This window comes from Parabacteroides sp. PF5-6 (assembly GCF_029504695.1).
Lineage (GTDB): Bacteria > Bacteroidota > Bacteroidia > Bacteroidales > Tannerellaceae > QVMG01.
Genome location: NZ_JAQFIN010000006.1, coordinates 130,099 through 155,858, shown reverse-complemented (window position 1 = coordinate 155,858; position 25,760 = coordinate 130,099). Strand labels below are relative to the sequence as shown.

Below are 25,760 nucleotides of genomic sequence, written 5' to 3'. Positions count from 1 at the left end.
GATTCACTTTAATAAAGTAAGATATCTTTCAGTTTGTCCTGGTCTTTATCGGTGAATTCAAGGACTGTTTCCAGGTAATTATTCATGCCTCCGTGGTCTTTTCTGATCCGAAGTAATAACGGATTGATATAGGATTCGTTGGCCGAAAGAATCGCCGTGATGGCTTCCTGGGAATCCTGGCTCAGGTCGCGGGCGAAGGAGGCGTAGCGGTTGACTATCATATAATCATTCGACGCCAGATAGTCCTGCATGATCGTTTCTTCGGGCACCGACAAAGCAGCAAGCAACAGGGCGGATAAGAAGCCGCTCGCATCTTTCCCCAATGAGCAATTGAACAGGATCGGGTAATTATCTTTATCCAGAAAGAGGCGTAAGGCTTCCGCGAAAGCGGCATTGTTTTCGGTCATGAACTTGAGGTAGGTATCCTGCATATAGACCACCGCATCGCCTTTTCGGATCCGTCCCGCCTGCAGATAAGGCTGCAAATCGGTCAGGTCGCCTATCGTAAGTGGCGCTTTGATGATGTTAATGTCCGGAAGAACCAGGGGCGACTCGGTCATTTCCTTTTTGCTTCTCAGGTCGATGACTGTTTTCAGTCCGAGTTTGTTCAGCCGCAAAGAGTCGAGGATGCTCAGGTTGCTGATATCGCCCGACCGGTAGACTCTGCCCCAGCGGATCATTTTATGGCGGTTGTTGAAGTATCCACCCAGATCGCGCAGGTTCGGAACGCTATCGAGGGGAACGGAGCGGGCGCCTACCACCTGGCTGTATTTCTCATTGAAAACCAGTTTGAAGTATTTGCGGGTGACGTTGTCGGTCGTAATGAAAGTCGTAGCTCCCTGATGGATCGGTGCCTGAAGCACCGGAGCGGTTTTATTGAATTTCTCCGGATTATCGGAGACGTAGATGTTTACCGTGCCGTCAACGGGCGGGTTGGTCTCCCATTTGATAATGTAGTTGCCTATTCCGTCACGCATGCAAAGGGTATAGATATCAGGAGCGTGCAAAGAACATCCCGTCAACGTGACCGTACTGATTATGAATGAAAGAATATTGCGAAACATAAAGCTTTTTTACTTCTTCTACAAAGATAATGAAACTATGCTTCCAAAATACCCGATTAAATATATTTAAGACAGCCGCTTGTAATCGTCGGCAAAAGAGAAGGAGATATAGTTTTCAAAAGTCTGGCAGACATGGGCGGCAAAGTCCATCCCACAGTCCACGATCTTCTCCCAGTCGGCCCTTGCCAATTGGGAAAGGTCGTTCCGGCGGATGTTATACTTTAACAGTCCGTAGATCAAGCCGGCGTTAAAATTATCTCCCGCGCCTATCGTGCTGACCGGTTCGATCGGGGGAGCGCTGAAGTGTTCTTTTTGTTCGCGCAGGTACAGGTCCGCCCCTCCGGCGGCATGGGTCACGATGAGGCGGTCGCAGTAGAAAGCGATGTATTGTTCGTAGATCTCTTGCATATCCGTCTTCCCGAAGAGATGATAGAAGTCTTCATTCGACCCTCTCACGATATCGGCATATTCGAAATTCTCCAGGATATTGGGGCGTAAGCGAAGCGCCTCGGCGGCATGGGGCTTCCTGAAGTTCGGATCGTAATAGATAATCGCTTTCCTTTCCTGTGCATACTGCAGAAGTTCGACGATGCGGTCGCGCAAGGCAGGGTTAAGGGCGTAGTAAGAACCCAGAATAAAGATATCGTCTGCGTTGATCTGTGGGAACGGAACCTCCAACCGTTGGGCCGGATAATCTTTGAAAACCATATAACTGGCCTCTTTTTTCTCGTCGAGAAAAGCCAGGGCTACCGGACTTTTCCCATCCGGATAACAGTCGATAAACTCGGTGGAAAGGGCGTTTTCTTCCATAAAGGAACCGATCAGATCGCCCACCTGATCGTTGCCCATCTCACTGATGAAAGACACCGGAACGCCCATCCGGCTCAGAGACACCATGCCGTTGAAAACGGTTCCCCCGGGGATGGCGCGACAGGGCTGGTTGTCTTTGAAGATGATATCCAGTATCGTTTCACCAACACCAATTACTTTTCGCATGGGATCTACCGGTTTGTTTATTCCTTTTGACTGAGTTCGCGGCTCTTGGAGCCCAGATAGCCGCCATGATGGCGGATGGCATAGTCGCGGCTCGAGAATCCGATGCGGCGCATGGTGCCGACCACCAGGATGTCGCCGATGACGGTCATCACCGTCGTCGAAGTGGTTGGCGTCAGTCCCAGGGCGCAAACCTCCTTGGGGCCACCCGTCGGCAGGCAGACCGTAGCCGCTTCCGCCAAGGCACTTTCCGGGTTTCCGGTGATGACAATGAATTTCATATCCGGAGCAATACCACGGGTGAGCTCGATCAATTCGACCAATTCGCGTGTTTTCCCGGAATTGGAGATCAGCAACATCAGGTCGTTCCCCCGTACAATGCCCAGGTCGCCGTGCTGGGCTTCGCTTGGGTGCAGAAAATAAGCAGGGGTCCCTGTCGAGCTGAAGGTGGTTGCGATATTCATCGCGATTTGTCCCGCTTTACCCATGCCACAGGTGATCAGCGTGCCTCCCTGCTCGTGGATATATTGATAAATAAGCTCTACGGCTTCTTCATAGCCACTGGTTATCGGAATGTTACGAACCGCTTCCGCCTCTTGTTCCAACAAGCATGAGATTTCTTCCTTTGTCATACTCCTTTATCTTTTTGCTGCAAAAATATTCATTTTAATGATTGAACACTGGTTTCAAGCGCTTTTTTTCTTTGCCGTATTTATCGTACCTTTGTTTCCATACAAAATTTGCTTCTGCGCTCCGCTTTCACTACCTTTGCCCCCTCTAAATTGACAGCACGCTGTATGCACTACTTTTCACACTGTTTATCTAATGGTCTTCGTATGGTCCATTTACCGATGGAATCGCCGGTTTCTTACTGTGGCTTTGCGATAAACGCCGGTACGCGCGATGAAGAAACGGATGAATTCGGACTGGCTCATTTCGTCGAACACATGCTGTTTAAAGGCACAACCAAAAGAAAAGCCTGGCATATCCTGAACCGTATGGAGAATGTCGGAGGCGAACTGAATGCCTATACGACGAAAGAAGAGACCTTTGTCTATTCCGTTTTCATGGAAGAGCATTTCAGCCGGGCTTTCGAACTGCTGACCGACCTGGTCTTTCATTCCCAATTCCCTTCCCATGAAATCGAAAAGGAGGTCGATGTTATTCTCGACGAGATCAACTCGTACGAAGACAATCCTTCGGAGCTAATCTTCGATGAATTCGAGAATTTACTCTTCGATGGGCATGCTTTGGGCCATCATATCCTGGGGGATGAAGCTTCTTTACTTCGGTTTACGTCAGAAACAGGAAAATCATTCACCCAGCGCTTTTACGTGCCCGGGAATATGGTATTTTTCTCTATGGGAAGGCGCGATTTCAAACGGATCGTCAGAGAAGTGGAAGGCACATTAGATAAAATCAGTTTACCCTTAGGCAAAAAGGACCGCCAGGCCCCGCCTGTGATCACGAATCATCACCGGAAAGTCGAAAAAGAGACCCATCAAGCGCATGTATTGATCGGTGGAAAGGCCTATTCTATGTTTAGTGAGAAAAGATTGCCCCTATTCTTATTGAATAATATGTTGGGAGGGCCGGGCATGAACAGCCGGTTAAATCTGATTTTACGCGAAAGACACGGTCTGGTCTATAACGTTGAGTCCAATATTACAACTTATACGGATACCGGATTAGCCAATATCTATTTCGGCACCGACCCTAAAAACCTGGACAAAGCCATCACCTTGGTTCATAAGACATTAGGATCACTGCGCGACAACAAGCTGAGTATCAGCCAGCTTTCCGCCGCGAAAAAACAGGTGGTTGGGCAATTGGGCCTCTCCGCGGATAACCGGGAAGGGCTGTTTCTGGGGTTAGGAAAAAGTTACCTCCACTATAACCGCTACGATTCCTTAGCGGAAGTTTTTGCAAAAATAGAAAATATCACAGCCGAAGACATTCTTGAAGCAGCTAACGAGGTATTTGCCCCCGATCAACTCTCCAGTTTGATCTATAAATAGACCTTTTTCCATTCCCGCCGGCCTTTCTGAAATCCCTGCCGGCCTTTTCAAAAACCCTGCCGGCCTTTTTCAAAACCCTGCCGGCCTTTTTGCAAACGCCGCCGGCCTTTTTCGCGCGGCTGAGGACAAAAAAAAGCCGGCCCCCGAAAAGAGACCGGCTTTCGATTATTTCTTACTATTATCTTACTAAACCTGAGAAATCAGCGTTTGTTGCATACTTCGCAAATTCAAGATCGATCGCAGCTTCTTTGGCCAGTGATTTATCTTTAGCGATAGCTGCTTTCAAGTTACTGATCACACCGTTAGAATTGTTCGTACGGGCGGCAACAACAGCTTTCAGATAGTCTGTTACGGCGTCAGCGTTAGGAACAGCGTTCAATGTCTGCTGTGCTTTGCTGTAGTCTTTCGCCATGATCTGAGCCAATGCGGCATTGTTGCTCTTGATCGAACCGAAAGAGTTTACTGCTTTCGCGTATTCGCCTTGCTCCAGATACAATACACCCAGTGCTTCGCTCAGTTCGTTCACGCCAGAAGCGCTACCCAGCAATTGTTGAGCTTTCACTTTGTCGCCTTTCGTCAACGCGATCAAACCTAAGTTCATGTTTGCTTCCGGGTTAGACTTCACCGAGTTGGCTTTGTTGAACATCGCTTCTGCCTGAGCCAGGTCGCCCGCTTGGAAACGCATCATACCGATGTTGTTCCACGTACGATAGTCGCTACCGTAGAGTTCGCTTGCTTTTTTGTAGATCGCTTCTTTTTCAGTTGCATTATTCGTCAATGTAGCGGCGTAAAGGATTTCTTCTACCGTCAGTTCTCTCGGGTTGCTCTTCGCCAAAGCGCTGATTTCATCGTCAGATTTGCCAATGATTTCGATATTGGCCGTCAAACGTGAACGACGCAGTTGCGGCAGGATCTCTTCAGCCAGTGTGCTGAATACAGAAGAGATATTCTTGATTTCCTGTTCGCGTCTTTCCGGATCGTTGTCGTACATAGACAATACACGCAGTACGAGATCTTTGTCCTGGATGTTTGATTTAGATACCAGCTGTTGGAATCCTTCCCAGTCCTGAGCCGTGTAACGAGCATCCACCGGAACATCAACTTTTGCTCTCTTCAATTCTCTTTCCAGATATTTAGAAGTATTCGCTTCACGTCTTTCTGCCAGACCGGTGTTCAGCTTCACACCCCCGTCAGGAGAGGCATAAGCAGAAATCTCGATGGCTACATTCTGGTTCGGCGCTTCGTCGGCATTCTTTACCAGGTTTTTCCAGTCTGCGATTTCACCTTTGTTCAATTCTTTTGAACGCAGTTCGGCTTGCTGGATCAAGAACATGATGTTTGCATCGTGAGCTTCTTTGATAATGCGTTGGAATTTGTCAGCACCGATCGCTGCATTTGCCGTACCGGCATCCGCCAACGCGGAAGTAGCAATCACACCTTCACCGATTTTCAGGTCAGGCAACTGTACGGTTTTGTTTTTGATCTTTGCGTCGAAAGTCAGATACAATTCGGATTTCTTCATCTCCGGCTTGTAAGCGAAAGAAGATCTCATCGTCACGTTTCCGCCGTTCTTCTGAGAAATCACCTGATTGTTACCACTAACTTTTTCACCCTGGTAGGTATAAGCCGTGCCCCAGGTTTCACCACCGGCATAACGAAGAACCGGGGTAACAGTCACAGTTGCGTTTTTGTTAAACCATTTGGCTGGGAAAGTAGCGTTAATCGTTACCGGTACCTGACCTCCAATGGCTTCCAGCGGTTGAGGTTCGGCCTTAACATACTCTTCTGCCAGCGGTTTCAGCTTGCCCGAGCAAGAAGAAAGAGCGAAAATTGCTGCCAAAGTAAATAATGGCAATAATAATTTTTTGTTCATAAGATGTAAGTTTAAAATGTTACTTATATAGATTTGCTGTTTCTAATCCCGTTTTGAATCTCTAAGCCTTATACCCACCAGTATGCAAATCTAAACCATTTTTTTGTTATGAATAGCAAACAAGCAATAATTTCGTCCTAATTAATACTTATTAATGAAAACGACCGTTATTTTACACCCTTTTGAGGATAGCAAAGCGTTTTAGCCGGGTAGCCTGCCCGGATTCAGGCTCATTTTTAAGTAAAAAACGTCTTTTCCGAAGCCGAATTAACGCTTCGATTCCTTAAAAGATCTTAATGATTTAGCCCAAATTTCTTTCCTAAAATAGAACGAACGGGGAGCAAAATCCAGAGAATCCGCTCCTGTCAGAACAGGATCTTTTGCACGAACTGTTGGTCGCCGAAAGTCAGTTTGATCAGGTAAACGCCCGGGGCAGTGGCGTTGAGGGGGACGGATGCCTGGGCGGAATAAACCGGGCTTTCCTGAACCACTTGACCATTCATGGATATCAAAGAGAAAGTGGCCCGATCAACGTCGTCCGGAAGATGGATATAAGCGGTTCCCCGATCCGCGCTTAAGATAATGCGGGCTTGTGTGTTTGGTTTAACGGGGACATTATTTACTTCATTTACTGATTGCACGACAGGATCGATGAAAAGGGCGGTTTTCTTCGATAGGGCCGGGTGTGCGGTGGCTTCGACCCAGGTGTTTTCCGAGAATAGCCAGGTCGTGTTTTCCGTTACAAATTCTTCCGGTAGGTTATACGCGGCAAAATAGGTGTTTTCGGGAGCCGAGACAATCCGGTAACCTACGTAAAAGTCCCCTTTCACCGCAACAGGCGTCGGGAAAGCGACAAAACTTTCCTGGGCCCGGTTCAGTGATTTCACTTTTTCCGTAAACTCCTGTTCCTCCCGGGAATAATCGGTGTAATTCGGTTGGAAAGTTTGCGAATGGAGCAGAGTCGACGGCCCGTTTCGCCCGGCATAGACACAGATCTCGACTTCCAGGTCGGCATAGTTGCGGCCGGCGGGGGGAGCCACGATATAGGTTCCGTAGACCAAAGCATCACCCACCGTATGATAAGCCTCCAGGTAGGTATCGATCGCATACGGATTGTTGCCATAGAGCGGAATCGCCGGGTTATCCGGGATCGTATCCATGCGTATGCTGTCGACCTGACCGGTTGACGCGATGTTACTCAACCGGTAGCAAGGGGCTTCCAGCGCGTAGGGGTCGAATCCGTTGCAGGAAGTGACCGATTTGCCGGAAGGGTTGAGCCAGGGGCTGAGGCCTTCCCACGCTTTATCCAAGGCGAAATAGTAGTCTTCGTTGGGCGTCGCGCAGGTAGAGTAACCTCCGGATAAAGCGCCGATGATGCGTCCGTTTCCATCAAAGAGCGGTGAGCCCGACGATCCGCCGTCCGTACTGCCGGCTGTCCACTCTCCCACCTTCCAATGGGCCTCTTCGTCGAAACCCATAATCGCAAACGTTGCCCGTTCCAGTCCGTCATCCAGCCAATTCACCCTTTTCACCGTAGCTTTGGGGTGGTGAATTCCGAAATATGGGGCGGAAGGTGTTTTCGAAATATTCCAACCCGCGTAGTACGGGCGATAGTAGACCGGAGGCACTTCCGTCAGTTCCAATAAGGCCATATCGACCGCTCCATTGAACGCCTTCAGGCTCGTCGAAGCCATCGACATTTCTTCCGCTCCCCGAAGGACCGGGCGGCAGAGGGGACTGTCGTAATGGAAAAAGCAGACAATGCTGCCGGCAATCACCTCGTAGCGGTCGGGATCGGTCACGGTAAAGTTCTTATTGATGCAATGCGAGGCGGTCAGGATATAAGGCGCTCCGTCCTGGCGGGTGTTGTTGACCAGTACGCCGGTGCAGGAGGAGTTCCCGTCGATAATCAATAAGACGACGCTCCGTCCCAGCTCTTCCGTGATCAACGGATCCTCCGGGAAGCAGGCCAGGGGCTCCATGCAATAGTAATTCGCCAGATCGCCTTCCGGCTCCCTGCCGCGCAATGCCCGGTAGGCATGATTCACCTCCCCGACCGTCAGTATCCCCGCGAACTCGGCATGGGCCGGTTCCTGGTATTCGATGATTAATTCATCGCCATATACCGGTGAAACGGGGAAAATACGCAGATCGGAATTGTTCCGGTGGGTGAATGAACCGAGGATATGGCTCTGGTCGGCATTGTATAAGAAGAGGCGGGCTCCTTCGGGAATCTCGAATTCAGTGAACAAGACATTCAACGAAAGCGCACCCCGGGAACGGATGCCCAGGCGCCATACCTTTGTCCCGTCGGCCAATGTGAAGGAATAACCCGAATTACTTCGGTTGAAGTCGGTCATGAATTTATAGGCAAAGCGATAGCTGCCTCTGGCTCCGATCTCGTTGAGCGAGTCGATGCGCAATTCTTCCTGCACATCAAAGGCCGGCATTTCTTCGAAAAGGAATGCGTTTGCATTTCGTGTAACAGGCAACGCAAGCGGCTTCCCCCCATAGCTGATCTGTGCCTGCACAGTGAAAGAAAGAATAAACACACTGATAATTAACAGCCCGTATTTTTTCATAACAGGCAAATGTATAGAAATCTTTTCAAATTCTTACTTTAATTAAGAAGATTGCACCGACGCTCATTTAAAATTTAAGTACTTTTGTCTCGCGCAAATACTAATCATAAATATAAACTAATAGTTCTGAATTATGGCAACACCTCCTTTTAAGTATCAGGAACCGTTTCCTATGGGAAAGGATACGACGGAGTATTATCTGCTTACAAAAGATCATGTATCTGTCGGCGAGTTTGAAGGAAAAGAAGTATTAAAAGTCGAACCGGAAGCGCTGACACAGTTAACAAAAGCTTGTTTCCACGATGTGGCGTTCTATCTGCGTCCGGATCATCAGGCACAGGTGGCCAAGATCCTGTCGGATCCTGAAGCCAGTGATAATGACAAGTTTGTAGCGCTTACTTTCCTGCGTAATGCGGAAATCTCGGCCAAAGGGCAGCTTCCTTTCTGCCAGGATACGGGTACGGCGATTATCTCGGCCAAGAAAGGCCAACAGGTATGGACCGGCTACAACGATGCCGAAGCCATGTCGAAAGGCGTTTACGAAACCTATACCGAAGACAACCTGCGCTATTCGCAGAACGTTCCGTTGACGATGTACGACGAGAAGAACACGGGAACGAACCTGCCGGCACAGATCGATATCTACGCGACCGAAGGCATGGAATACAAATTCCTTTGCATCGCCAAAGGCGGTGGATCGGCCAATAAGACGTACCTCTATCAGGAAACCAAAGCAACGCTCAATCCCAATACATTGGTGCCTTTCCTTGTTGAGAAAATGAAATCACTCGGCACGGCAGCCTGCCCGCCCTACCATATCGCGTTTGCGATCGGTGGCACCTCGGCAGAGGCCAACCTGAAAACCGTTAAGCTCGCATCGGCGCATTATTACGATAACCTGCCGACCGAAGGCAACGAACACGGCCAGGCTTTCCGCGATATCGAACTGGAAAAACAAGTCCTGGAAGAAGCTTACAATATCGGCTTGGGCGCACAGTTCGGGGGTAAGTACTACGCGCACGATATCCGTATCATCCGCTTGCCGCGTCATGGTGCTTCCTGCCCGATCGGTATGGGTGTTTCCTGCTCGGCCGACCGCAATATCAAAGCGAAGATCAATAAAGAAGGGGTTTGGATCGAGAAACTGGAGACCAACCCCGGCCGTTTCATCCCCGAAGCACTGCGTCAAGCCGGCGAAGGCAATGCCGTGAAGATCGACCTGAACCAACCGATGGCGGAGATCCTCAAGGAACTGGATAAATACCCGGTATCTACGCGCCTGTCACTGACCGGTACGATCATCGTGGGCCGTGACATCGCTCATGCCAAACTGAAAGAACGCATCGACCGCGGCGAAGGCCTGCCCCAATACGTCAAAGATCATCCGATCTATTACGCCGGACCGGCGAAGACCCCGAAAGGTATGCCTTCCGGATCGTTTGGCCCGACAACTGCCGGACGTATGGACTCGTATGTCGACCTGTTCCAGGAGAACGGCGGCAGCATGATCATGATCGCCAAAGGCAACCGCAGCCAGCAAGTGACCGACGCCTGCCACAAACATGGCGGTTTCTACCTCGGAAGCATCGGTGGACCGGCAGCCGTTCTGGCACAGGAAAGCATCAAGAAGGTCGAATGCCTCGAATACCCCGAATTGGGAATGGAAGCGATCTGGAAAATCGAAGTCGAGGACTTCCCCGCCTTCATCCTGGTCGACAACAAAGGCAACGACTTCTTCAAGCAATTGAAACCCCGTTGCGCCGGATGCAAATAAGCGGTGAGCTGAACTAAATAAAGTATTCATTTAAAGAAAAAGGGAATGAAAAAGTATGTAGCAGAAATGATTGGCACGATGGTGCTTGTATTGATGGGTTGTGGTAGCGCGGTCTTCGCAGGGAATGCTGCGGATGCGGTAGGTGCCGGTGTGGGAACGTTAGGGGTAGCCCTGGCTTTTGGTCTTTCTATTGTGGCGATGGCTTATTCGATCGGTAAGGTATCCGGTTGTCATATCAATCCGGCGGTGACCTTAGGCGTATGGCTTTCCGGCCGGATGCCGGGCAAAGATGCCGGTATGTATATGGTGTTTCAGGTGATCGGCGCATTGCTTGGTTCGTCTATCCTGTTTGCGCTGGTATCGACCGGTGCACATAATGGCCCGACGGCGACTGGTTCGAATAGTTTCCAGGATGGAGCTATGATGCAGGCCTTTATTGCCGAAGCGGTGTTTACGTTTATTTTTGTGTTGGTGATTCTGGGGGTGACTTCGAAAGGTGCCAATAATAAATTTGCGGGATTGGCGATCGGGCTTACCCTGGTGTTGATCCATATCGTTTGTATCCCTATTACCGGAACATCTGTCAACCCGGCACGTAGCATCGGCCCGGCCTTGTTCGACGGAGGTGTTGCCCTTTCGCAACTCTGGCTCTTTATCGTCGCTCCGTTATTGGGTGCTGCTATCGCCGCTTTCACCTGGAAAGCGATCGATACGGAAACGGTTTGATCTGATAAAATATACCCCGCCAGGGGTAGAATGTGGATAACCCCGGGTGCAACCCGGGGTAGAAGCTAAACTCCTCTCTCTGAACCCCGAAGTGGGTTCAACCCCTTCCGGGGTTGCTTTGAGTAGGATAGTCTCTACCCCGGGTTGACACCCGGGGTTATCAAAAAAAAGCCCTTTCGGGCTTTTTTACTGCTTCTTATTCAGCAGTGATTTCGAGTTTTACTTCGATATTTCCTCTTGTTGCGCGGGAATACGGGCAGAATGCGTGTGCATCTTGCGCCAGCTCTTCCGCATCTTTCTGGCTTAAACCTGTTGTACGGATGCCCATCACAACGGAAAGCTTAAATCCGTCACTTACCTTATTGAGCGTCACATTCGCTGTGATCTCCGGACGTACGCGAAAACCTTTAGCCAAAGCGACATGGCCGTAAGCTCCTGCAAAACAGGCTGCATAGCCGGCAGCAAAAAGCTGTTCGGGGTTGGAGTAGTCGCCACCGGGACCACCCATCTCTTTCGGCGGGCGCAGTTCGAGGTTGATCACTCCGTCGGACGACGTTACTTTTCCAGCTCTTCCCCCTGTCGAGGTGACATGGGCGGTATACAATGCTTCCATATTCTATTCTTTTAATTGTTTGTTTCTATAGAACAAGCCGTAAAGTCGAATTGTTGTAACCACAATTATTATTACATTTGTCCTTTCATAACAGTAGAATACATGGAAGACGATTTTGATATTAGAGATCCGAGAATACCGGAGAGCGAGCGGGAGTATGAAAATGCGCTCCGTCCGCTTTCTTTTCGCGATTTCAGCGGACAGGGTAAGGTGGTGGAGAACCTGAAGATCTTTGTCATGGCAGCCCGGATGCGCAACGAAGCGTTAGACCATGTGTTGCTTCACGGACCTCCCGGATTGGGGAAAACGACGCTTTCTCAGATTATCGCCAATGAGCTGAATGTAGGCTTCAAGGTTACTTCCGGTCCGGTATTGGATAAACCGGGCGATCTGGCGGGTGTATTGACCTCGCTGGAGAAGAATGATGTCCTTTTCATCGATGAAATCCACCGGTTGAGCCCCATTGTGGAGGAGTATCTCTATTCGGCGATGGAGGACTACCGGATCGATATTATGATCGACAAAGGGCCGAGTGCGCGGTCGATCCAGATCGATCTGTCGCCGTTCACGCTGGTGGGTGCTACGACGCGAAGCGGCCTGTTGACCAGTCCGTTGCGTGCCCGTTTCGGGATCAATATGCACCTGGAATATTATGATGTGGAGACGCTGACGCGGATCGTGATGCGTAGTGCGGATATCCTGCAGGTGCGCTGCGAGTTGAATGCTGCCCGGGAGATTGCTTCCCGCAGCCGGGGAACGCCGCGTATCGCCAATGCCCTGTTGCGTCGGGTGCGCGACTTTGCCCAGGTGAAAGGTACGGGTGAAATCGATAAAGCCATCGCTTGTTATTCGCTCGAAGCATTGAATATCGACCGCTATGGTCTCGATCAAATCGATAATAAACTGCTTACGACGATTATAGATAAATTCAGTGGCGGCCCGGTGGGGCTGACCACAATCGCCACTGCCCTGGGCGAAGACCCCGGAACATTGGAAGAGGTCTACGAGCCTTTCCTGATCAAAGAAGGTTTTATCAAGCGTACCCCCCGTGGGCGGGAAGTCACCGAACTGGCCTATACGCATCTGGGACGAAAGCGGGGAACAGAACAAGGTTTTTTATTTGATTAAACGCTATGGCTGAAGGAATGAAGCGGTTGGCAAAAGAGACCGCCATATATGGGCTGCCCAGTATACTCGGGAAATTCCTGAACTGGTTGCTTGTTCCTATGTATGTGCGTGTGCTCGATGGAACCGGTGAATTCGGCATTTATACCAATCTGTATGCGTGGGTCGCGCTGCTTCTGGTGATCCTGACCTACGGCATGGAGACCGGCTTTTTCCGCTTTATCAATAAAAAGGAAGAAAAAGAACCGCTTCGGGTTTATTCGACCACGCTTTTCAGTATCGCTTTTACGTCGATTCTTTTCTTTTCGTTGAGTATCCTGTTTATTCATCCGATCAGTCGGGCCCTGAGTTACGAAAATTATCCTGAGTATCTGGGAATGATGGCGGGCGTGGTGGCGCTGGATGCTTTTACCTCGATCCCTTATGCTTATTTGCGTTATGCCGGCCGGCCGGTTCGCTTTGCTACGATCCGGTTCATTAATATATTCCTGAATATCGGGTTGAATCTTTTCTTTTACCTGGCTTGTCCGTGGCTATTGAAACATATGCCGGAGACGGTCGACTGGTTCTACAATCCGGGTTATGGGGTAGGCTATGCCTTTGTGGCTAATGTGATTACTTCGGTGACCGTCTTTCTGTTGCTGCTGCCGACGATCCTTCCCGGCATCCGGATCAAACCGGATCGGGATTTACTCCGGAAGATGTTGCGTTATTCTTTCCCGATCATGATTCTGGGTGTGGCGGGGATTTTCAACCAGACGGCCGATAAGATCATTTTCCCGTTCCTCTTCGATGATAAACAGTATGCGGAAGGGCAACTGGGCATTTACGGCGCCTGTTTCCGGATGGCTGCTGTGATGGTGATGTTTATCCAGGCGTTCCGGTATGCTTACGAGCCGTTTATCTTTGCCCGCAATAAAGAAGACGGGAACCACCGGGCGTACATCGAGGCGATGCGTTATTTTATCATTTTCGCCCTGTTGATTTTCCTGGGCGTGATGTTTTATATCGATATCCTGAAATATTTTGTGACGCCGGACTATTATCCGGGCCTGCGGATCGTGCCGATCGTGATGATGGGCGAATTGTTCTTCGGCATCTATTTCAACCTGTCGTTCTGGTATAAACTGAACGATCAAACCTGGTGGGGCGCCTGTTTCTCAACGATTGGCTGTGTGATAACGGTCTTGATCATTGTGTTCTTTGCACCCATCTATGGTTATATGGCTTGCGCCTGGGCTTCTTTTTGTTGCAACCTGTTGATGATGCTGTTGTCGTATGTGATCGGGCAGCGGAAGTTTCCGATTGCTTATGATCTGCGTTCGGCGTTGATCTATTTTTTTGTAGCAGGCGTGTTCTTCACGGCAGGCATGCTACCTTACATTGATTCACTTGTCTTGAGATTACTATATCGTACCGCACTATTAGCCTTTTTTGTCGTTTTCATCGTGAAAAGAGACCTTCCCCTCCGGGAGTTGCCGATAGTCGGACGCTATTTTCAAAAGAAATGATGAATAGCATAAATTTAGTATTAATACACAAATAAAAGTTATGAAAAGAACGTGGGCAATATTACTGTTTTGCATTCTAACAGTAAGCCAAACACATGCCGATGAAGGGATGTGGGTCTTAAAAGAGTTGAACAAATTGAGTATGGCCCGGATGGCCGAACTGGGGTTTACCCTTTCTGCCGAGCAGGTCTACAGTGAAACGGATCCGTCTATTGCGAATGCCGTGGTGATTTTCGGAGGCGGATGCACGGGTATTACGGTTTCCGAGCAGGGATTGTTATTCACCAACCACCATTGCGGTTACGGGTCGATCCAGAAACTGAGTAGCGTGGAACATGACTACCTGAAAGACGGTTTTGTTTCCCAATCCATGAGCGAGGAACTGCCTGTACCGGGACTGAGCGTGCAATACCTGAAAGAGATGATCGATGTGAGCGATCAGGTAATGAACGAGATCAAGGATATCGAAAACGAGTTCGAACGGCTGAATAAAGCCGATTCCATCGGGAAAGTGCTGGCTGACGCCGTGGGTCGTAACGAGTTTTTATCGGCACGGGTCATCCCTTTCTATAACAATAACAAATACTACCTGGTAGTGTACAATGTCTATCGCGATGTGCGTATGGTATTTGCTCCGCCCAGCTCGGTAGGTAAGTTTGGTGGCGATACCGACAACTGGATGTGGCCCCGCCATACGGGCGACTTCTCGGTCTTCCGTGTCTATGCCGATGCCAATAATCAACCGGCTGAATATAGTGCAAATAATAAGCCTTACCAGCCGAAATATGTAGCCGAAGTATCGATCCAGGGTTACGAAGAAACCGACTACGCGATGACGATCGGTTTCCCGGGCAGTACCAGCCGTTACCTTTCTTCCTGGGGCGTGGAACAACGCATCGAAGACAGTAACAAACCGCGTATTGCCGTGCGTGAAGTAAAACAAGAGATCTGGAAAGAAGCCATGCTGGCCAGCGATGCCGTACGCATTAAATACGCTTCTAAATTTGCCGGTAGCTCGAACTACTGGAAAAACTCCATCGGCATGAACCGGGGATTGGACAACCTGAACGTTGTCGACCGTAAGAAACAGGAAGAAGCGGCTTTCTCGACCTGGGCGAAGCAGAACGACCGCTTGACACAAAAGTACGGCGAAGTGCTTCCTTTGTTGGAAAATGGCTTTAAAAGTAGCGGTGAATACGTGAAAAATGCCACTTACCTGTCGGAAGCGTTTATGAGTGGAGCGGAGATCGTACGTCTGGCGCGGATGATCCAGAGCTTTGATGTGAAAGGCTCGACACCCGAAGAAGTGGAAACCTTTATGGAAGATCGCGTACGCGCATTCTTTAAAGACTATGAACCGACACTGGACCAAAAGGTGTTGGGTGCCATGATGAAAGTGGTCAAAGAAAACGTGCCGGCGCAATACCTTCCGGATATCTATCCGAAGATCGACAAGAAATACAAAGGCGACTATGCGAAATATGCCGCTGATGTATTCAAAAAAACGTCGCTTCTATCGATGGATAAGATCGAAAAGATGCTGAGAGATCCGAATGAATACAAGAAACTGCAAAAGGATCCGGCAGCTGAATTAAGCCTTTCCGCCTTGATGTCGATCTTCGACCTGCAACAGCAAATGAGCCAGGCCAGTTATGATATCGACAAGGGAGAACGCTTGTATTTCGAAGCCCTGACGGAAATGTATCCGGGAAGATCCCTCTATTCGGATGCCAACTTCACGATGCGTCTGAGCTACGGCTCGATCCTGGGCTATCGTCCCTACGATGCCGCCTGGTATAACTATTACTCCACACAACGCGGTATCTTCGAAAAAGAAGACCCGACGAGCGATGAGTTCTGGGTACAACCGGAAATTCTGACGCTGATCAAAGGCGGAAACTACGGTCAATACGCCAACAAAGACGGCGACTTGCCTTTGTGTTTCCTTTCCAACAATGATATTACGGGAGGTAATTCCGGTAGCCCGGTATTCGATAAAAACGGACGGGTGATTGGCTTGGCTTTCGATGGTAACTGGGAAGCAATGAGTGGAGATATCGCTTTCGAACCCGATCTGCAACGTTGTATCTCAGTAGATATCCGTTACGTTCTTTATATGATCGACAAATGGGGAAAATGCCCGCGGTTGATTAAGGAATTGAAGTTAGTGAAATAATTTCCGAACTTTGATTTTGCTGATTAAAAGATAGGCTATGAGTTTGTAAAACATATTACAGACTCATAGCCTTATCATTTAATCCGTATAATCTGAGTTCAATCCATCGCCTCCGCAACCGCCTTTTTCAAGGCGTCGCCGCGCAGATTACGCTTGACGATTTTTCCGTCGGGGCCAAACAAGATGATATGCGGGATGCCGGCGATACCATACAATTCGGTCGGGATGGTCTGTGCGTTAAGGATCTGCGGCCAGGTGATGCCATGCTTTTCAATCGCTCCTTTTGTGTCTTCCAAGCGATCCCATACGGCAACGCCCAACACCATAAAGCCTTTGTCTTTATATTTCTCATAGACTTCCACTAATACCGGCGTCTCCTGAATACAGGGACCGCACCAGCTCGCCCAGAAATCAACCAACACATAATTACCTTTGCCCACGTAGTCCGACAGGGAAACACTACCGCCCTCTTCCGTTTCTACGGTGAAATCGGTAAAAGGCATACCTTCAGCCGTCAATTTCAATACTTCATTCCGCTTCTTCAGGTCTTGAATGGCGTTCATCGCCAACAGGTTAGGACCGGCTGTGGCAAGCAGCTTATCGACCTCATCCGGTTCGGCAGAATAGGCATAGTCTGTAAATGCCCGTGCACCAATGGCATTATCTTTGTTTCTTTCAAAATATGTCAGAAGCAAAGAGCTATACGCTTTATCCATTTGCTTGGAGAATTCCTCTCTTTTGCGCAGTTGCTCCTGAGGATCGGTGACTTCTTCCATCAGTTTGTTGTATTCTTCCATCGCTTTTTCCTGGAATTGCTTCCGCTCGGCAGAAAAGTTCACAAACTCTTGATTCAATGGAGTAGTCGGCGAGCCCAGGTGCTTTTCAAAGTCAACCGTGATCTTTCCTTTTTCCAACACCACCTCTGCGTATATCTCCCGGCTAACGTTGATAATCGTCAGTATCGGAGTCTGAATTGTTCCGGTGAAAACGAAGTTTTTGTCTGTGACGATCACACTGTCAATATTCGCGTTCTGGTCATTCGCGTAGAGGTAGATATACTTTCCATCGAACGAGTCATTCGGAAGGGTTCCCGTTACAGTATAAGTATTTGGGGACGAACACCCCGCCAGTATGCTTCCGGTAACTATTACAGAAGCAATGATTTTGTTGATCTTTCTCATTTATTTTTAAATTAGTAGTCAAATCCCTAATTTCGTGCGGATCGCCTTGGGGATCGCGTCTTTGTGCACCAGGATAAAGATGGTCTTGGCGCGTACGTAGCTCTCCGACATATTCAGGTAACCGCCGAACGTATTGCGTTCCGTCCCCCAGGAGTTCTTCGTAATATAATAAGGCGTGCCGTTCTGGTCTTTTACAATACCGGTGACGTGCATCAGGTGGTCGTCGGTCGTCACAAACTTCTCAAAGCCTTGCTGGCGCACTTCGGGCGTAACCATGACTTCCGGGTAAGGGCGTTCGAATTTATATACTTCTTCCAGGCGTTGCGTCATACTCATACCTTCGAAACGGGCGCGGTCGCTTCCCGACAGGTCTTCCGTTTTAGCCACTTCCGGATTGATTGCTACGCCGTTGGTATGCGAAAAGCCCTTTTCGCTCACGTCGCCGTCCCAGCAAACCGTATACCCTTTATCCAGGGAGTAGTTCATGGTTTCCATCAGTTCATCCAACGGCAGGTTGTACATTTTTCCATGTTCCCAGTTGTCGGGCACTTCCACTTCGAACTGCGTGTAATACGGGTGGTGCGTAAAGCTGGTCAGTTCTACATAATCGTCCATATTCAGGCCCAGTGAAGCTGCAAAGGACTTCGGCGTATACTCTTTCCCTTTGTAAGTGAACTTCTCGGGCACTTCTCCCAGGTACGTATCAAACAGGTTCTTCACCAGTTTATCGTATTCCGGGCTGCGGTGTTTCAGTTCCACGGCAACATCGGCAATGCCTTTCAGGTAGCGCGCCAATTCCCCGTGGTTGTGACGTTCTGAGTCATAATTGATGCCATTATACACCTCTTCCGGCACGATCCCTACCTGAAGGAATGCGTTGATCGCCGTATGAGAAAGGCTCCCCTGGCTGATATTGCCTTTGCCCCGGCGCAGGTAGTTGTCCTGCAGTTGGTTCATGTATTTCTGGCGCACGAGGAACATTTCCGAGAGGTCATACTCTCCTTTTCCCGTACGCAACAGTTCTGCTTCGAGGAAAGACACTGTGGCAAAACACCAGCAAGTCCCTGTCGATGCCTGATTCTTCACCGGTGTAGCGGCTAACCGCTTCACGTCCGTAAATTGATATCCCTGTGCAAATGCGCTGCCTACGGATAAGATCAGCGCCAAAATCATAATACTCTTTTTCATGTGAATACGAATTATCAAAACATTTAATTATCAATTATCAATTCTCAATTATCGAATGCCGGTAACTGGCATTCGATCAGAATCCTCTGGCAAACATCTTCCAGAATTCCCCTTTCAGCTCTTCCCAGCGGAGCATCGTAGCTCCGGCGAAGTCATTGGTATAGCCTGTAAGGAACGCGCGGGCAGCTTCTTCGCCCTCTTTCTCCCGGATCTGCTGATAGGTCGCTTCGACGAAAGGAAGCTCGCGTTGCCCCTTCTCCTCGAAATATACGATGGAACCGTTCATTTTGTCTCTTGTGAGCCCCCATCTTACGGTCGCCAGCTTGTTCGCCTGGCGGTATTTCCATACCACAGCGTCCTCGCGGAAGCGATGTTGCCCACAAATGCCAAAACACTCAGGAAGTACGGTGGAACCGCAAAAAATGGGGATGCGCGGACTTTGTCCCGGATTGTCGAAAGAAAGCCAGGTTACCCCGCCAATTGCATCGGGCAACCAGTCGCGCAACTGGATCACGACCGAATAAGAACATTGTGGAACAGACACCAAACGGTAGCGCACCACCGTACTGTCCTGGATGCCATTCAGCATATTCACCATATCGGGAATCATCCACGGGTTAGCCGAGGGGCTGGTGATGACTTCAGTCTCGCCGGTCTCCCGGTTCTTTACCGACACCTTCAGGTTCTGCGTCATATCCCATTCCGTGCCTTCGTAAGTCTGGCGCAGGAGCGCCATGACATCCGTTGCGGCAACGGGTTTCTCCGGTTTGATGGTGAAAGGAAGTTCTTCGGCATCGTACGAAAGGTGCAACGATGGCGCCAGGTAGTTCAGGATAAAGAACTCCCGGATATTAAAGGCTTTCTTGCCGCCTCCGTAGGCTTTCCAGAACGAGAACGTTTCTTTTCCATCCCAGTAACCCAATTTCTTGGCTACGTCGAACACATTGTCGGAAGCCATGCAATTCGGATCTTTCCGATCAATCTTAGAGATGCGCGGGATATTGGCGGAAACGCCTACATGGTCGTCCGGAATACGGATTGCCGCCCATACGCCACCGACTTTGTCCGGCCCTTCGCCAAAAACTTCAAAGTGCCATACCTCTTGGGTATCGGCAATCGTCAGGCACTCGCCACTGTCGGCATAACCGTAGGTCTTGATCAGTTCGCCCATCAGGCGGATCGCCTCCCGGGCAGTCGTGCAACGTTCCAAAGCGAGGCGTTGAAGTTCTTCGATCATAAACATCCCGTTTTTGTTGACCAATTCCTTACGTCCGGTAATGGTCGTTTCGCCGATGCCCAGTTGCTTCTCGTTGAAACAGGGGTACGACGTGTTCAGAAACTGATAGGTAGATCGAACCTGTGGAATCGTCCCTTTCAGGACCCATTTGCTTTTGTCGGCGATAAACTCGGTATGCATCAACCCGTCGTAAACGGCCACTACCGTATCTTTATCATACTGCCGGGCGGGAACGATCTCCATCCAGGTGCGGTAATTCCCGTCACAGGTGTGGCTCGTCATGACCGATCCGTCTGCCGAAGCCTTTTTCCCAACCATAATACTGGTACAACTTTCCGGATCATTTACCGGCTGTGAATACTCGATTTCTTGTGCGGCGCTTGAGTTCCATAACGCGCAGAGTGCGAGGAATAAAAATAGCTGTTTTCTCATGTGCTGTTTAGATTTAATTGCGGCGTAAATATAAGTAAAAAAAATTATGAATTATGAGTTATGAGAACAGGATTTCCTCTTCTCTCTCATAACTCATAATTCATAATTCATAATTGTTTCTTAGGCTTTCCCCTTCAGCATCCCATAAAAATAGAGGGGCTTCAGCATATAGACTTTCACCAGCCAGGCGAGGCGAAGCTCCTGGGAGGCATTCATCCAACTGAACGGGAACGAGCTTTTACGCTCCTTGCTGTAGTCGAACTCACACATCAACACATGGCCGTAGTCGGTCACGATCGGGCAGGCGGCATATCCGTCGTACCTCTCGGTGGGTTCTTTCCCCTCCATCAGGGCGATCAGGTTTTTGCCGGCGATAGGTACCTGCATACGCGTAGCCGCAGAGGTCTTGCTGGTCGGGATACCTGCGCAATCGCCCAAGGCGATGATATTCGGGTAGTTCTTGTGAATCAATGTTTCTTTGTCGACTGCCACCCAGCTCTGTTCGGGCACAGTGCCGTCTGCGCTGTCGAGGCCTGCCTGGCGCACGAAGTCGGGTGCCGACATTGGGGGGGTGAAATGCAGGAAATCGTAATCTTCCTTGATCGGGGTGATAATCTTCTGGTCGCCCACGGTTTCCGTTTTCTCCAGATACACCTGTTTGGCTGCCGTATCGATCCCTTTCACGCGGGTGGTCAGGTTGATCGGAATATGCCGCTCGGCATAAATATCCAACAGGCGCGGCGTGAAATAGGGCACATCGTATAATTGCTTGGAGGCGGTATAGAAATGCAGGTCCACCGTCTCGCGAGTTTGCTGCTTGCGCGTGTAATGTTCGGTCAAAAGGCAGATTTTCTTCGGTGCCCCACCGCATTTATGCTTGGTGTAGGTGTCGGTATATACGCCTTTGCCTCCGGTGCGCGAAAACTCCTGCATGGCCTGCCATGTCTTTTGTGCTCCCTGGAAATCATAGATAGAATGTGCATTCCCCTGTCCAAGTTTGGAATAGTCGAACCCTTCGATCCAATCCCAATGGATCTGAATGCCCGGCGCGATGACCAGAAAATCATAGTCGATCTTCTGATTGCCCGAAGTAGTCACCCGGTTGGCCACCGGATCGACAGCCACCACCGCCTCTTTGATCCAGCGGATATCCTTCGGAATGCAATCCTCCTGTTTCTTCCAGACCTCTCCGGGCTGATACACGCCCGAAGCAATCAACGTAAATCCCGGTTGATAAAACTGGCGATCGGCCGGATCGATCAGTGTAAGATCCGGTTTTTTCAGCCATTTCCTCAAGCGGGCCGCCAGGCTCAAACCGGCAGCACCCGCTCCGATAATCACAATTCTCCCTTTGGCGTTACTTGAAAAAGCTTCTGCTTTCTGTGTATTTAAAAACGATAAAGAGCCGGCAACGGCTGCGTACTTCAAAAATTCTCTTCGGTTTATCCCGGTTTGTTCTAACATTGCGTTTAATTTCATGTATTTCTATAAATCTAATTGGGGTGTAAAAAAAATTAATTGACGCAAAAGTAGTTTTATTAATCCAGCCCGTGTGTCTACATCACCCTTATAGCAGGTTAAATATTCTATATTATTCTAAGAGAATGCAAACGTTGAAAGATATTGCGTCTGAGTTGACAGGTTGTCGATTAAGAATTATCTTTGACCTTTGTTTCAAACCTCTAAAATACTCTGATATGAATGCATCCGATTTACTTACGGCAAAATACAACGATACGAAAGATCTTACTTACGACTATGCGGTATTGCCCTGGGGGGCGACTGAACCGCATAATTATCATTTGCCTTACCTGGCTGATTGCTATCTGGCGCATGACGTAGCCATAGATGCGGTGGCCAAAGCGCATGAACGCAGAGGTGTACGTGGCATGGTGTTACCTTTTATCCCTCTGGGTTCACAAAACCCGGGACAGGTGGGCCTGCCCTTCTGTTTGCATGGGAGATACGAGACGCAAAAGGCGATCTTAACGGATATTGTTGATTCGCTTATCCGGCAAAATATCCATAAACTGATTATTGTAAACGGGCATGGCGGCAATAGTTTTAAGAATATGATTCGCGACCTGGCGGTTGACTATCCTTCTTTCCTGATCGCCTCAGCCGATTGGTTTAAAATCATTCCGCAAAAAGACTACTTCGACATGCCGGACGATCATGCCGGTGAACTGGAAACCTCCGTCCTGATGCATTACCGTCCGGAGCTGGTCGACCTGTCGGTTGCCGGTGATGGTACCTATACCCCCTTCCGGATACAAACGCTGCGCGAAGGCGTGGGCTGGATTCCCCGCAACTGGAGTAAGGTGTCTCAAGATACCGGAATCGGTTGTCCACACCAATCCACCGCCGAAAAAGGCAAACGATACGCCGCCGCCGTCACCGATAAATTAGCCACATTCCTGATCGAACTGACTACCGAAGAATTATATTCCTCATTTCGTTTATCCTGAAATTTGACACTTTGTTACTCCTATAGGTAGTATTCGCTCGTACTACCTATAGTATGGCGCCGTACTATATATAGTATGAGCTCGTACTATATATAGGAACACTTTTTAACATATCGTATTGTCATTTCTGCAACTACGAATATTTTTCAAATAAAAATGCAACCCTTTGCCAGGGTCGTTCGTCTTACAGGTAGATGACTATATAATAAATGAATAATTATGAAATTAAAAGTATTTGTGTTGGCCTTATTGGTCTTGTCGTGTGCCTCGCCGAAAGAGATGATTAATGGGAAAGTAAAGGGGAATGGGAAGATCATTACAAAGGAGATTAACGTTTCGGGCTATCAGGAGATTGTATTAGGGAGTGGGATTCAATGCCCCAATAATGCAGGGAAAAAGGGGATTCCTGTGTTTAATTATTCCCAATCGAGAGGCGGTGAATCGCTAGCTGTGACTACCGACGAGAATATTCTGCCGCTGCTCGAAATCCATTGCTCGAAAGGGCAACTGACGATCTCTTCCAAAGGGAAAACGACCCGGCTGGAACCTACCCGTCTGGTTATCGAAGGGAAATCGAAACGGTTGACCTCACTTATTGTCTCGGGCTGTATGGATTTTAACCTGCAAAGTGATCTGGAAGGGGAGAGCCTGTATATTAAAGGTTCGGGAGCTACGGACATCTACCTGAACCGTCCCGTTCGCATGGATGCCTGTGAGTTTCTTATCAGTGGCTCGGGCGATCTGTATGCCAATGATTTAGTGACAAATACGATCCAGTGTAAGGTTTCCGGCTCGGGGGATGCCTCTTTGAAAGGGCGTGCGGAAGAAGGAAGCTTTGGCGTATCCGGAAGTGGCGACCTTAAAGGCTACGATTTCCCGGTGAAATACCTTGAAGCCAGTGTGAGCGGCAGTGGAGATATACGGGTGAATGCCACGCATACGTTGGAAGCCAAAGCTTCCGGCAGTGGGGATATCCGTTACACCGGCGAGGCTTCGGTCAACAAACGGGTTTCCGGTTCCGGCGATATTAAGAGAGCGCGTTGAGTATTCCGATTCAAAATGTTAATTAAATAGAATAAACAGTACCTTGCGTTGCAAGGTATTTGTTATTTATATAAGTTTGTCTGAAGAAAAGCGTTATGGGTTGTAACCTTTTCTTTTTATAAAGAGTCAAATTTCGAAAGGAAGAAGATGAAACGAGCCATTAATAATAAGAATAATAATGTATGAAAGAAGCCTTATTAGTTGTTAGCCTCTGTTGTTTATCGCTCATCGCCTGGGCGGCTGATCCGGTGAAAGGAAATGGAGTGTTGACGACGGAAAAAGTAACCGTAAGCGATTTCAATGAGATCCGTATCAATGGGCCTATGGCTTTTCAGTATGAACAATCCGATGTGGCGTCTCCATTTGTTGAAGTGACGATCGATGAAAATCTCTATCCGCATCTGGTGATTGAAGTGAAAAACCGGGAGCTCACCATCGAGTTTCGGAAAATAAAAATAGAGAATATCACCCAATTCACCGTGAAATCCAACTCACCCTGGTTGAAAGAAGCGCGTCTGGCAGGCAATGCCGCTTTGAATATCCAGAAGCCCTTGTCGGGCGATGAGATCATCTTGCGAGGCACGGGCAATTGCCTGATTAACTGCACCGGCGGCATCAAAGCCGGGACGTTGGAATTGCTTACGCGGCAAAGTGCCAATATCATTGTAAACGATCTGGAAGCCGAAGAGTTGAAATGTGATATGGACGGATCGGGTTCGATCAGGCTGAAAGGCGGGAAAGCCGTTACCGGCAAATACTCGATTACCGGAAGTAATGACCTTCATGCCTTCGACGCGAAAGTAGCCGACCTCAGTTGCAAAATCACCGGCAGCGGCATGGCGGAAATCCAGGCCACGGAGAAGTTGAAAGTCAGTATCATTGGCAAAGGCACTGTCAAATATAAAGGGATAGATCCCGATGTGCAAACGACAATCGGGAAAGGAACAATCACTAAAATAGAATAAAGATGAAAGCAAAAATCACCGTATTGATCGGGCTTTTCCTGTTAAATATCGCTTCTTGTTATGCCGCCGACAGGATCAAAGGCAACGGCAAAATAGAAACACGAACCTTCCAGGTGGGCGACTATACGCGCTTAATCCTCGGCGAGGGCATTGAGTTCGAAGGAACCTCGGGATTAAACTTCAAGAAAAACAAAAAGCGGTCTCCGGTCTTCCACTACACCCAGGCCTATGGCTCGGCAACGTTGAAAATTACTACGGATGAAAATCTTTTTCAATGGCTGAATGTCAAAGAGAAAGACGGAAAACTATATATCGAAGCAGAAGAAGACCTCAAAGTCAAGCCGACCGAAATGACCGTTACCGGCAGTTCCTCCGATCTGACGGCGGTTCATATCCATGGCTGCATGGATTTCCACAATAAAGGCGAGCTGGCAGTCAACCGGATCCGCCTCGAAGTCAGCGGTGTAGGCGATATGGAGATATCCGATCTTTCCGCGCGGGAGATCACTTGCGATGTATCGGGCGTGGGCAATATGCACTTAGCCGGTGAAGCCGAAAAAGGAAACTATTACGTCTCGGGTGTAGGTAAGATCTTCGCTTACGACTGTACGGTCAAAAACCTGAAAGCGGAAGTCAGCGGCGTAGGCAATATGCAGGTGATGGCATCCGAACACTTAGATGCCGAGACCTCAGGTGTCGGAAACATCAAATACAAAGGAGAAGCAAAGGTTAAGACCTCTTCTTCGGGTATCGGGAGAGTGAAAAATGCGAATTAAAAATAGTAATACGA

General features: G+C 49.0%; 20 protein-coding genes. 10 read left to right on the top strand and 10 right to left on the bottom strand.

What is annotated here, in order from left to right; translation table 11 throughout:
• Window positions 1-8 precede the first annotated feature (8 nt).
• The 3 genes from M2133_RS09560 to M2133_RS09550 all read right to left on the bottom strand — a co-directional run bounded on the left by M2133_RS09560 (window position 9) and on the right by M2133_RS09550 (window position 2,689).
• Window positions 9-1,064, bottom strand: a complete 1,056-nt coding sequence (locus M2133_RS09560; RefSeq protein ID WP_277465895.1) for a tyrosine-protein phosphatase — start codon at window positions 1,062-1,064, stop codon at window positions 9-11.
• A 66-nt stretch (window positions 1,065-1,130) separates the two neighbouring features.
• Window positions 1,131-2,060 (bottom strand): carbohydrate kinase, encoded by a 930-nt coding sequence (locus tag M2133_RS09555; protein WP_277465894.1) that lies wholly within the window; start codon window positions 2,058-2,060, stop codon window positions 1,131-1,133.
• A gap of 17 nt (window positions 2,061-2,077) precedes the next feature.
• On the bottom strand, window positions 2,078-2,689 hold the full coding sequence (locus M2133_RS09550; RefSeq protein WP_277465893.1) for an SIS domain-containing protein: 612 nt from the start codon (window positions 2,687-2,689) through the stop codon (window positions 2,078-2,080).
• Window positions 2,690-2,854: 165 nt separating this feature from the next.
• Between M2133_RS09550 and M2133_RS09545 the strand changes: the two genes are divergently transcribed.
• Window positions 2,855-4,075: a pitrilysin family protein gene (locus M2133_RS09545; RefSeq protein ID WP_277465892.1), complete on the top strand. Its 1,221-nt coding sequence runs from the start codon at window positions 2,855-2,857 to the stop codon at window positions 4,073-4,075.
• A gap of 178 nt (window positions 4,076-4,253) precedes the next feature.
• Here M2133_RS09545 and M2133_RS09540 read toward each other — a convergent pair whose 3' ends face one another.
• Together M2133_RS09540 and M2133_RS09535 are read right to left on the bottom strand one after the other, a co-directional pair.
• Window positions 4,254-5,948, bottom strand: coding sequence for a hypothetical protein (locus M2133_RS09540; RefSeq protein WP_277465891.1), 1,695 nt, complete (start codon window positions 5,946-5,948; stop codon window positions 4,254-4,256).
• A 365-nt stretch (window positions 5,949-6,313) separates the two neighbouring features.
• Entirely contained in the window at window positions 6,314-8,530 is a 2,217-nt protein-coding gene (locus M2133_RS09535) for a trypsin-like peptidase domain-containing protein (protein WP_277465890.1), read from the bottom strand.
• Between the two features lie 133 nt (window positions 8,531-8,663).
• Here M2133_RS09535 and M2133_RS09530 point away from each other — a divergent pair, with 133 nt between their 5' ends.
• Window positions 8,664-10,304: a fumarate hydratase gene (locus tag M2133_RS09530; protein WP_277465889.1), complete on the top strand. Its 1,641-nt coding sequence runs from the start codon at window positions 8,664-8,666 to the stop codon at window positions 10,302-10,304.
• Window positions 10,305-10,349: 45 nt separating this feature from the next.
• Entirely contained in the window at window positions 10,350-11,030 is a 681-nt protein-coding gene (locus M2133_RS09525) for an MIP family channel protein (RefSeq protein ID WP_277465888.1), read from the top strand.
• A gap of 196 nt (window positions 11,031-11,226) precedes the next feature.
• Here M2133_RS09525 and M2133_RS09520 read toward each other — a convergent pair whose 3' ends face one another.
• Complete coding sequence (locus M2133_RS09520; RefSeq protein ID WP_277465887.1) at window positions 11,227-11,643, bottom strand: organic hydroperoxide resistance protein; 417 nt, start codon at window positions 11,641-11,643, stop codon at window positions 11,227-11,229.
• Window positions 11,644-11,745: 102 nt separating this feature from the next.
• Between M2133_RS09520 and ruvB the strand changes: the two genes are divergently transcribed.
• The 3 genes from ruvB to M2133_RS09505 are packed head-to-tail and all read left to right on the top strand — an operon-like array spanning window position 11,746 to window position 16,455.
• A complete protein-coding gene (gene ruvB / locus M2133_RS09515; protein WP_277465886.1) occupies window positions 11,746-12,771 on the top strand; it encodes a Holliday junction branch migration DNA helicase RuvB in 1,026 nt (341 codons plus the stop codon).
• 5 nt (window positions 12,772-12,776) lie between these two features.
• A complete protein-coding gene (locus M2133_RS09510) occupies window positions 12,777-14,279 on the top strand; it encodes an oligosaccharide flippase family protein (protein ID WP_277465885.1) in 1,503 nt (500 codons plus the stop codon).
• Between the two features lie 31 nt (window positions 14,280-14,310).
• The gene (locus tag M2133_RS09505) at window positions 14,311-16,455 is read left to right on the top strand and encodes a S46 family peptidase (RefSeq protein WP_277465925.1); all 2,145 of its coding nucleotides are present in this window, start codon (window positions 14,311-14,313) and stop codon (window positions 16,453-16,455) included.
• A 98-nt stretch (window positions 16,456-16,553) separates the two neighbouring features.
• Here M2133_RS09505 and M2133_RS09500 read toward each other — a convergent pair whose 3' ends face one another.
• From M2133_RS09500 to M2133_RS09485, 4 genes are all read right to left on the bottom strand, one after another.
• Window positions 16,554-17,636, bottom strand: coding sequence for a TlpA disulfide reductase family protein (locus M2133_RS09500; RefSeq protein WP_277465884.1), 1,083 nt, complete (start codon window positions 17,634-17,636; stop codon window positions 16,554-16,556).
• Between the two features lie 18 nt (window positions 17,637-17,654).
• Entirely contained in the window at window positions 17,655-18,824 is a 1,170-nt protein-coding gene (locus M2133_RS09495; RefSeq protein ID WP_277465883.1) for a C1 family peptidase, read from the bottom strand.
• A 76-nt stretch (window positions 18,825-18,900) separates the two neighbouring features.
• Window positions 18,901-20,493 (bottom strand): C69 family dipeptidase, encoded by a 1,593-nt coding sequence (locus M2133_RS09490; protein WP_277465882.1) that lies wholly within the window; start codon window positions 20,491-20,493, stop codon window positions 18,901-18,903.
• A gap of 120 nt (window positions 20,494-20,613) precedes the next feature.
• Entirely contained in the window at window positions 20,614-21,972 is a 1,359-nt protein-coding gene (locus M2133_RS09485) for an FAD/NAD(P)-binding oxidoreductase (protein WP_346843238.1), read from the bottom strand.
• 218 nt (window positions 21,973-22,190) lie between these two features.
• On the opposite strand from M2133_RS09485, the gene M2133_RS09480 reads away from it, so the two are divergent.
• From M2133_RS09480 to M2133_RS09465, 4 genes are all read left to right on the top strand, one after another.
• Window positions 22,191-22,961, top strand: coding sequence for a creatininase family protein (locus M2133_RS09480; RefSeq protein ID WP_277465880.1), 771 nt, complete (start codon window positions 22,191-22,193; stop codon window positions 22,959-22,961).
• A 219-nt stretch (window positions 22,962-23,180) separates the two neighbouring features.
• The gene (locus tag M2133_RS09475; protein ID WP_277465879.1) at window positions 23,181-24,005 is read left to right on the top strand and encodes a head GIN domain-containing protein; all 825 of its coding nucleotides are present in this window, start codon (window positions 23,181-23,183) and stop codon (window positions 24,003-24,005) included.
• 182 nt (window positions 24,006-24,187) lie between these two features.
• A complete protein-coding gene (locus M2133_RS09470; RefSeq protein ID WP_277465878.1) occupies window positions 24,188-24,970 on the top strand; it encodes a head GIN domain-containing protein in 783 nt (260 codons plus the stop codon).
• Window positions 24,971-24,972: 2 nt separating this feature from the next.
• Window positions 24,973-25,746 (top strand): head GIN domain-containing protein, encoded by a 774-nt coding sequence (locus M2133_RS09465; protein WP_277465877.1) that lies wholly within the window; start codon window positions 24,973-24,975, stop codon window positions 25,744-25,746.
• Window positions 25,747-25,760 lie beyond the last annotated feature (14 nt).

Excerpts from the sequence above, each read along its gene's own strand:
- M2133_RS09500 (WP_277465884.1), bottom strand. The coding sequence starts at position 17,636 with ATGAGAAAGATCAACAAAATCATTGCTTCTGTAATAGTTACCGGAAGC.
- M2133_RS09545 (WP_277465892.1), top strand. The coding sequence starts at position 2,855 with ATGCACTACTTTTCACACTGTTTATCTAATGGTCTTCGTATGGTCCAT.
- M2133_RS09510 (WP_277465885.1), top strand. The coding sequence starts at position 12,777 with ATGGCTGAAGGAATGAAGCGGTTGGCAAAAGAGACCGCCATATATGGG.
- M2133_RS09550 (WP_277465893.1), bottom strand. The coding sequence starts at position 2,689 with ATGACAAAGGAAGAAATCTCATGCTTGTTGGAACAAGAGGCGGAAGCG.
- M2133_RS09490 (WP_277465882.1), bottom strand. The coding sequence starts at position 20,493 with ATGAGAAAACAGCTATTTTTATTCCTCGCACTCTGCGCGTTATGGAAC.
- M2133_RS09520 (WP_277465887.1), bottom strand. The coding sequence starts at position 11,643 with ATGGAAGCATTGTATACCGCCCATGTCACCTCGACAGGGGGAAGAGCT.
- M2133_RS09495 (WP_277465883.1), bottom strand. The coding sequence starts at position 18,824 with ATGAAAAAGAGTATTATGATTTTGGCGCTGATCTTATCCGTAGGCAGC.
- M2133_RS09485 (WP_346843238.1), bottom strand. The coding sequence starts at position 21,972 with ATGAAATTAAACGCAATGTTAGAACAAACCGGGATAAACCGAAGAGAA.
- M2133_RS09555 (WP_277465894.1), bottom strand. The coding sequence starts at position 2,060 with ATGCGAAAAGTAATTGGTGTTGGTGAAACGATACTGGATATCATCTTC.
- M2133_RS09470 (WP_277465878.1), top strand. The coding sequence starts at position 24,188 with ATGAAAGAAGCCTTATTAGTTGTTAGCCTCTGTTGTTTATCGCTCATC.
- M2133_RS09465 (WP_277465877.1), top strand. The coding sequence starts at position 24,973 with ATGAAAGCAAAAATCACCGTATTGATCGGGCTTTTCCTGTTAAATATC.
- M2133_RS09535 (WP_277465890.1), bottom strand. The coding sequence starts at position 8,530 with ATGAAAAAATACGGGCTGTTAATTATCAGTGTGTTTATTCTTTCTTTC.
- M2133_RS09480 (WP_277465880.1), top strand. The coding sequence starts at position 22,191 with ATGAATGCATCCGATTTACTTACGGCAAAATACAACGATACGAAAGAT.
- M2133_RS09540 (WP_277465891.1), bottom strand. The coding sequence starts at position 5,948 with ATGAACAAAAAATTATTATTGCCATTATTTACTTTGGCAGCAATTTTC.
- M2133_RS09475 (WP_277465879.1), top strand. The coding sequence starts at position 23,181 with ATGAAATTAAAAGTATTTGTGTTGGCCTTATTGGTCTTGTCGTGTGCC.
- M2133_RS09560 (WP_277465895.1), bottom strand. The coding sequence starts at position 1,064 with ATGTTTCGCAATATTCTTTCATTCATAATCAGTACGGTCACGTTGACG.
- ruvB (WP_277465886.1), top strand. The coding sequence starts at position 11,746 with ATGGAAGACGATTTTGATATTAGAGATCCGAGAATACCGGAGAGCGAG.
- M2133_RS09530 (WP_277465889.1), top strand. The coding sequence starts at position 8,664 with ATGGCAACACCTCCTTTTAAGTATCAGGAACCGTTTCCTATGGGAAAG.
- M2133_RS09525 (WP_277465888.1), top strand. The coding sequence starts at position 10,350 with ATGAAAAAGTATGTAGCAGAAATGATTGGCACGATGGTGCTTGTATTG.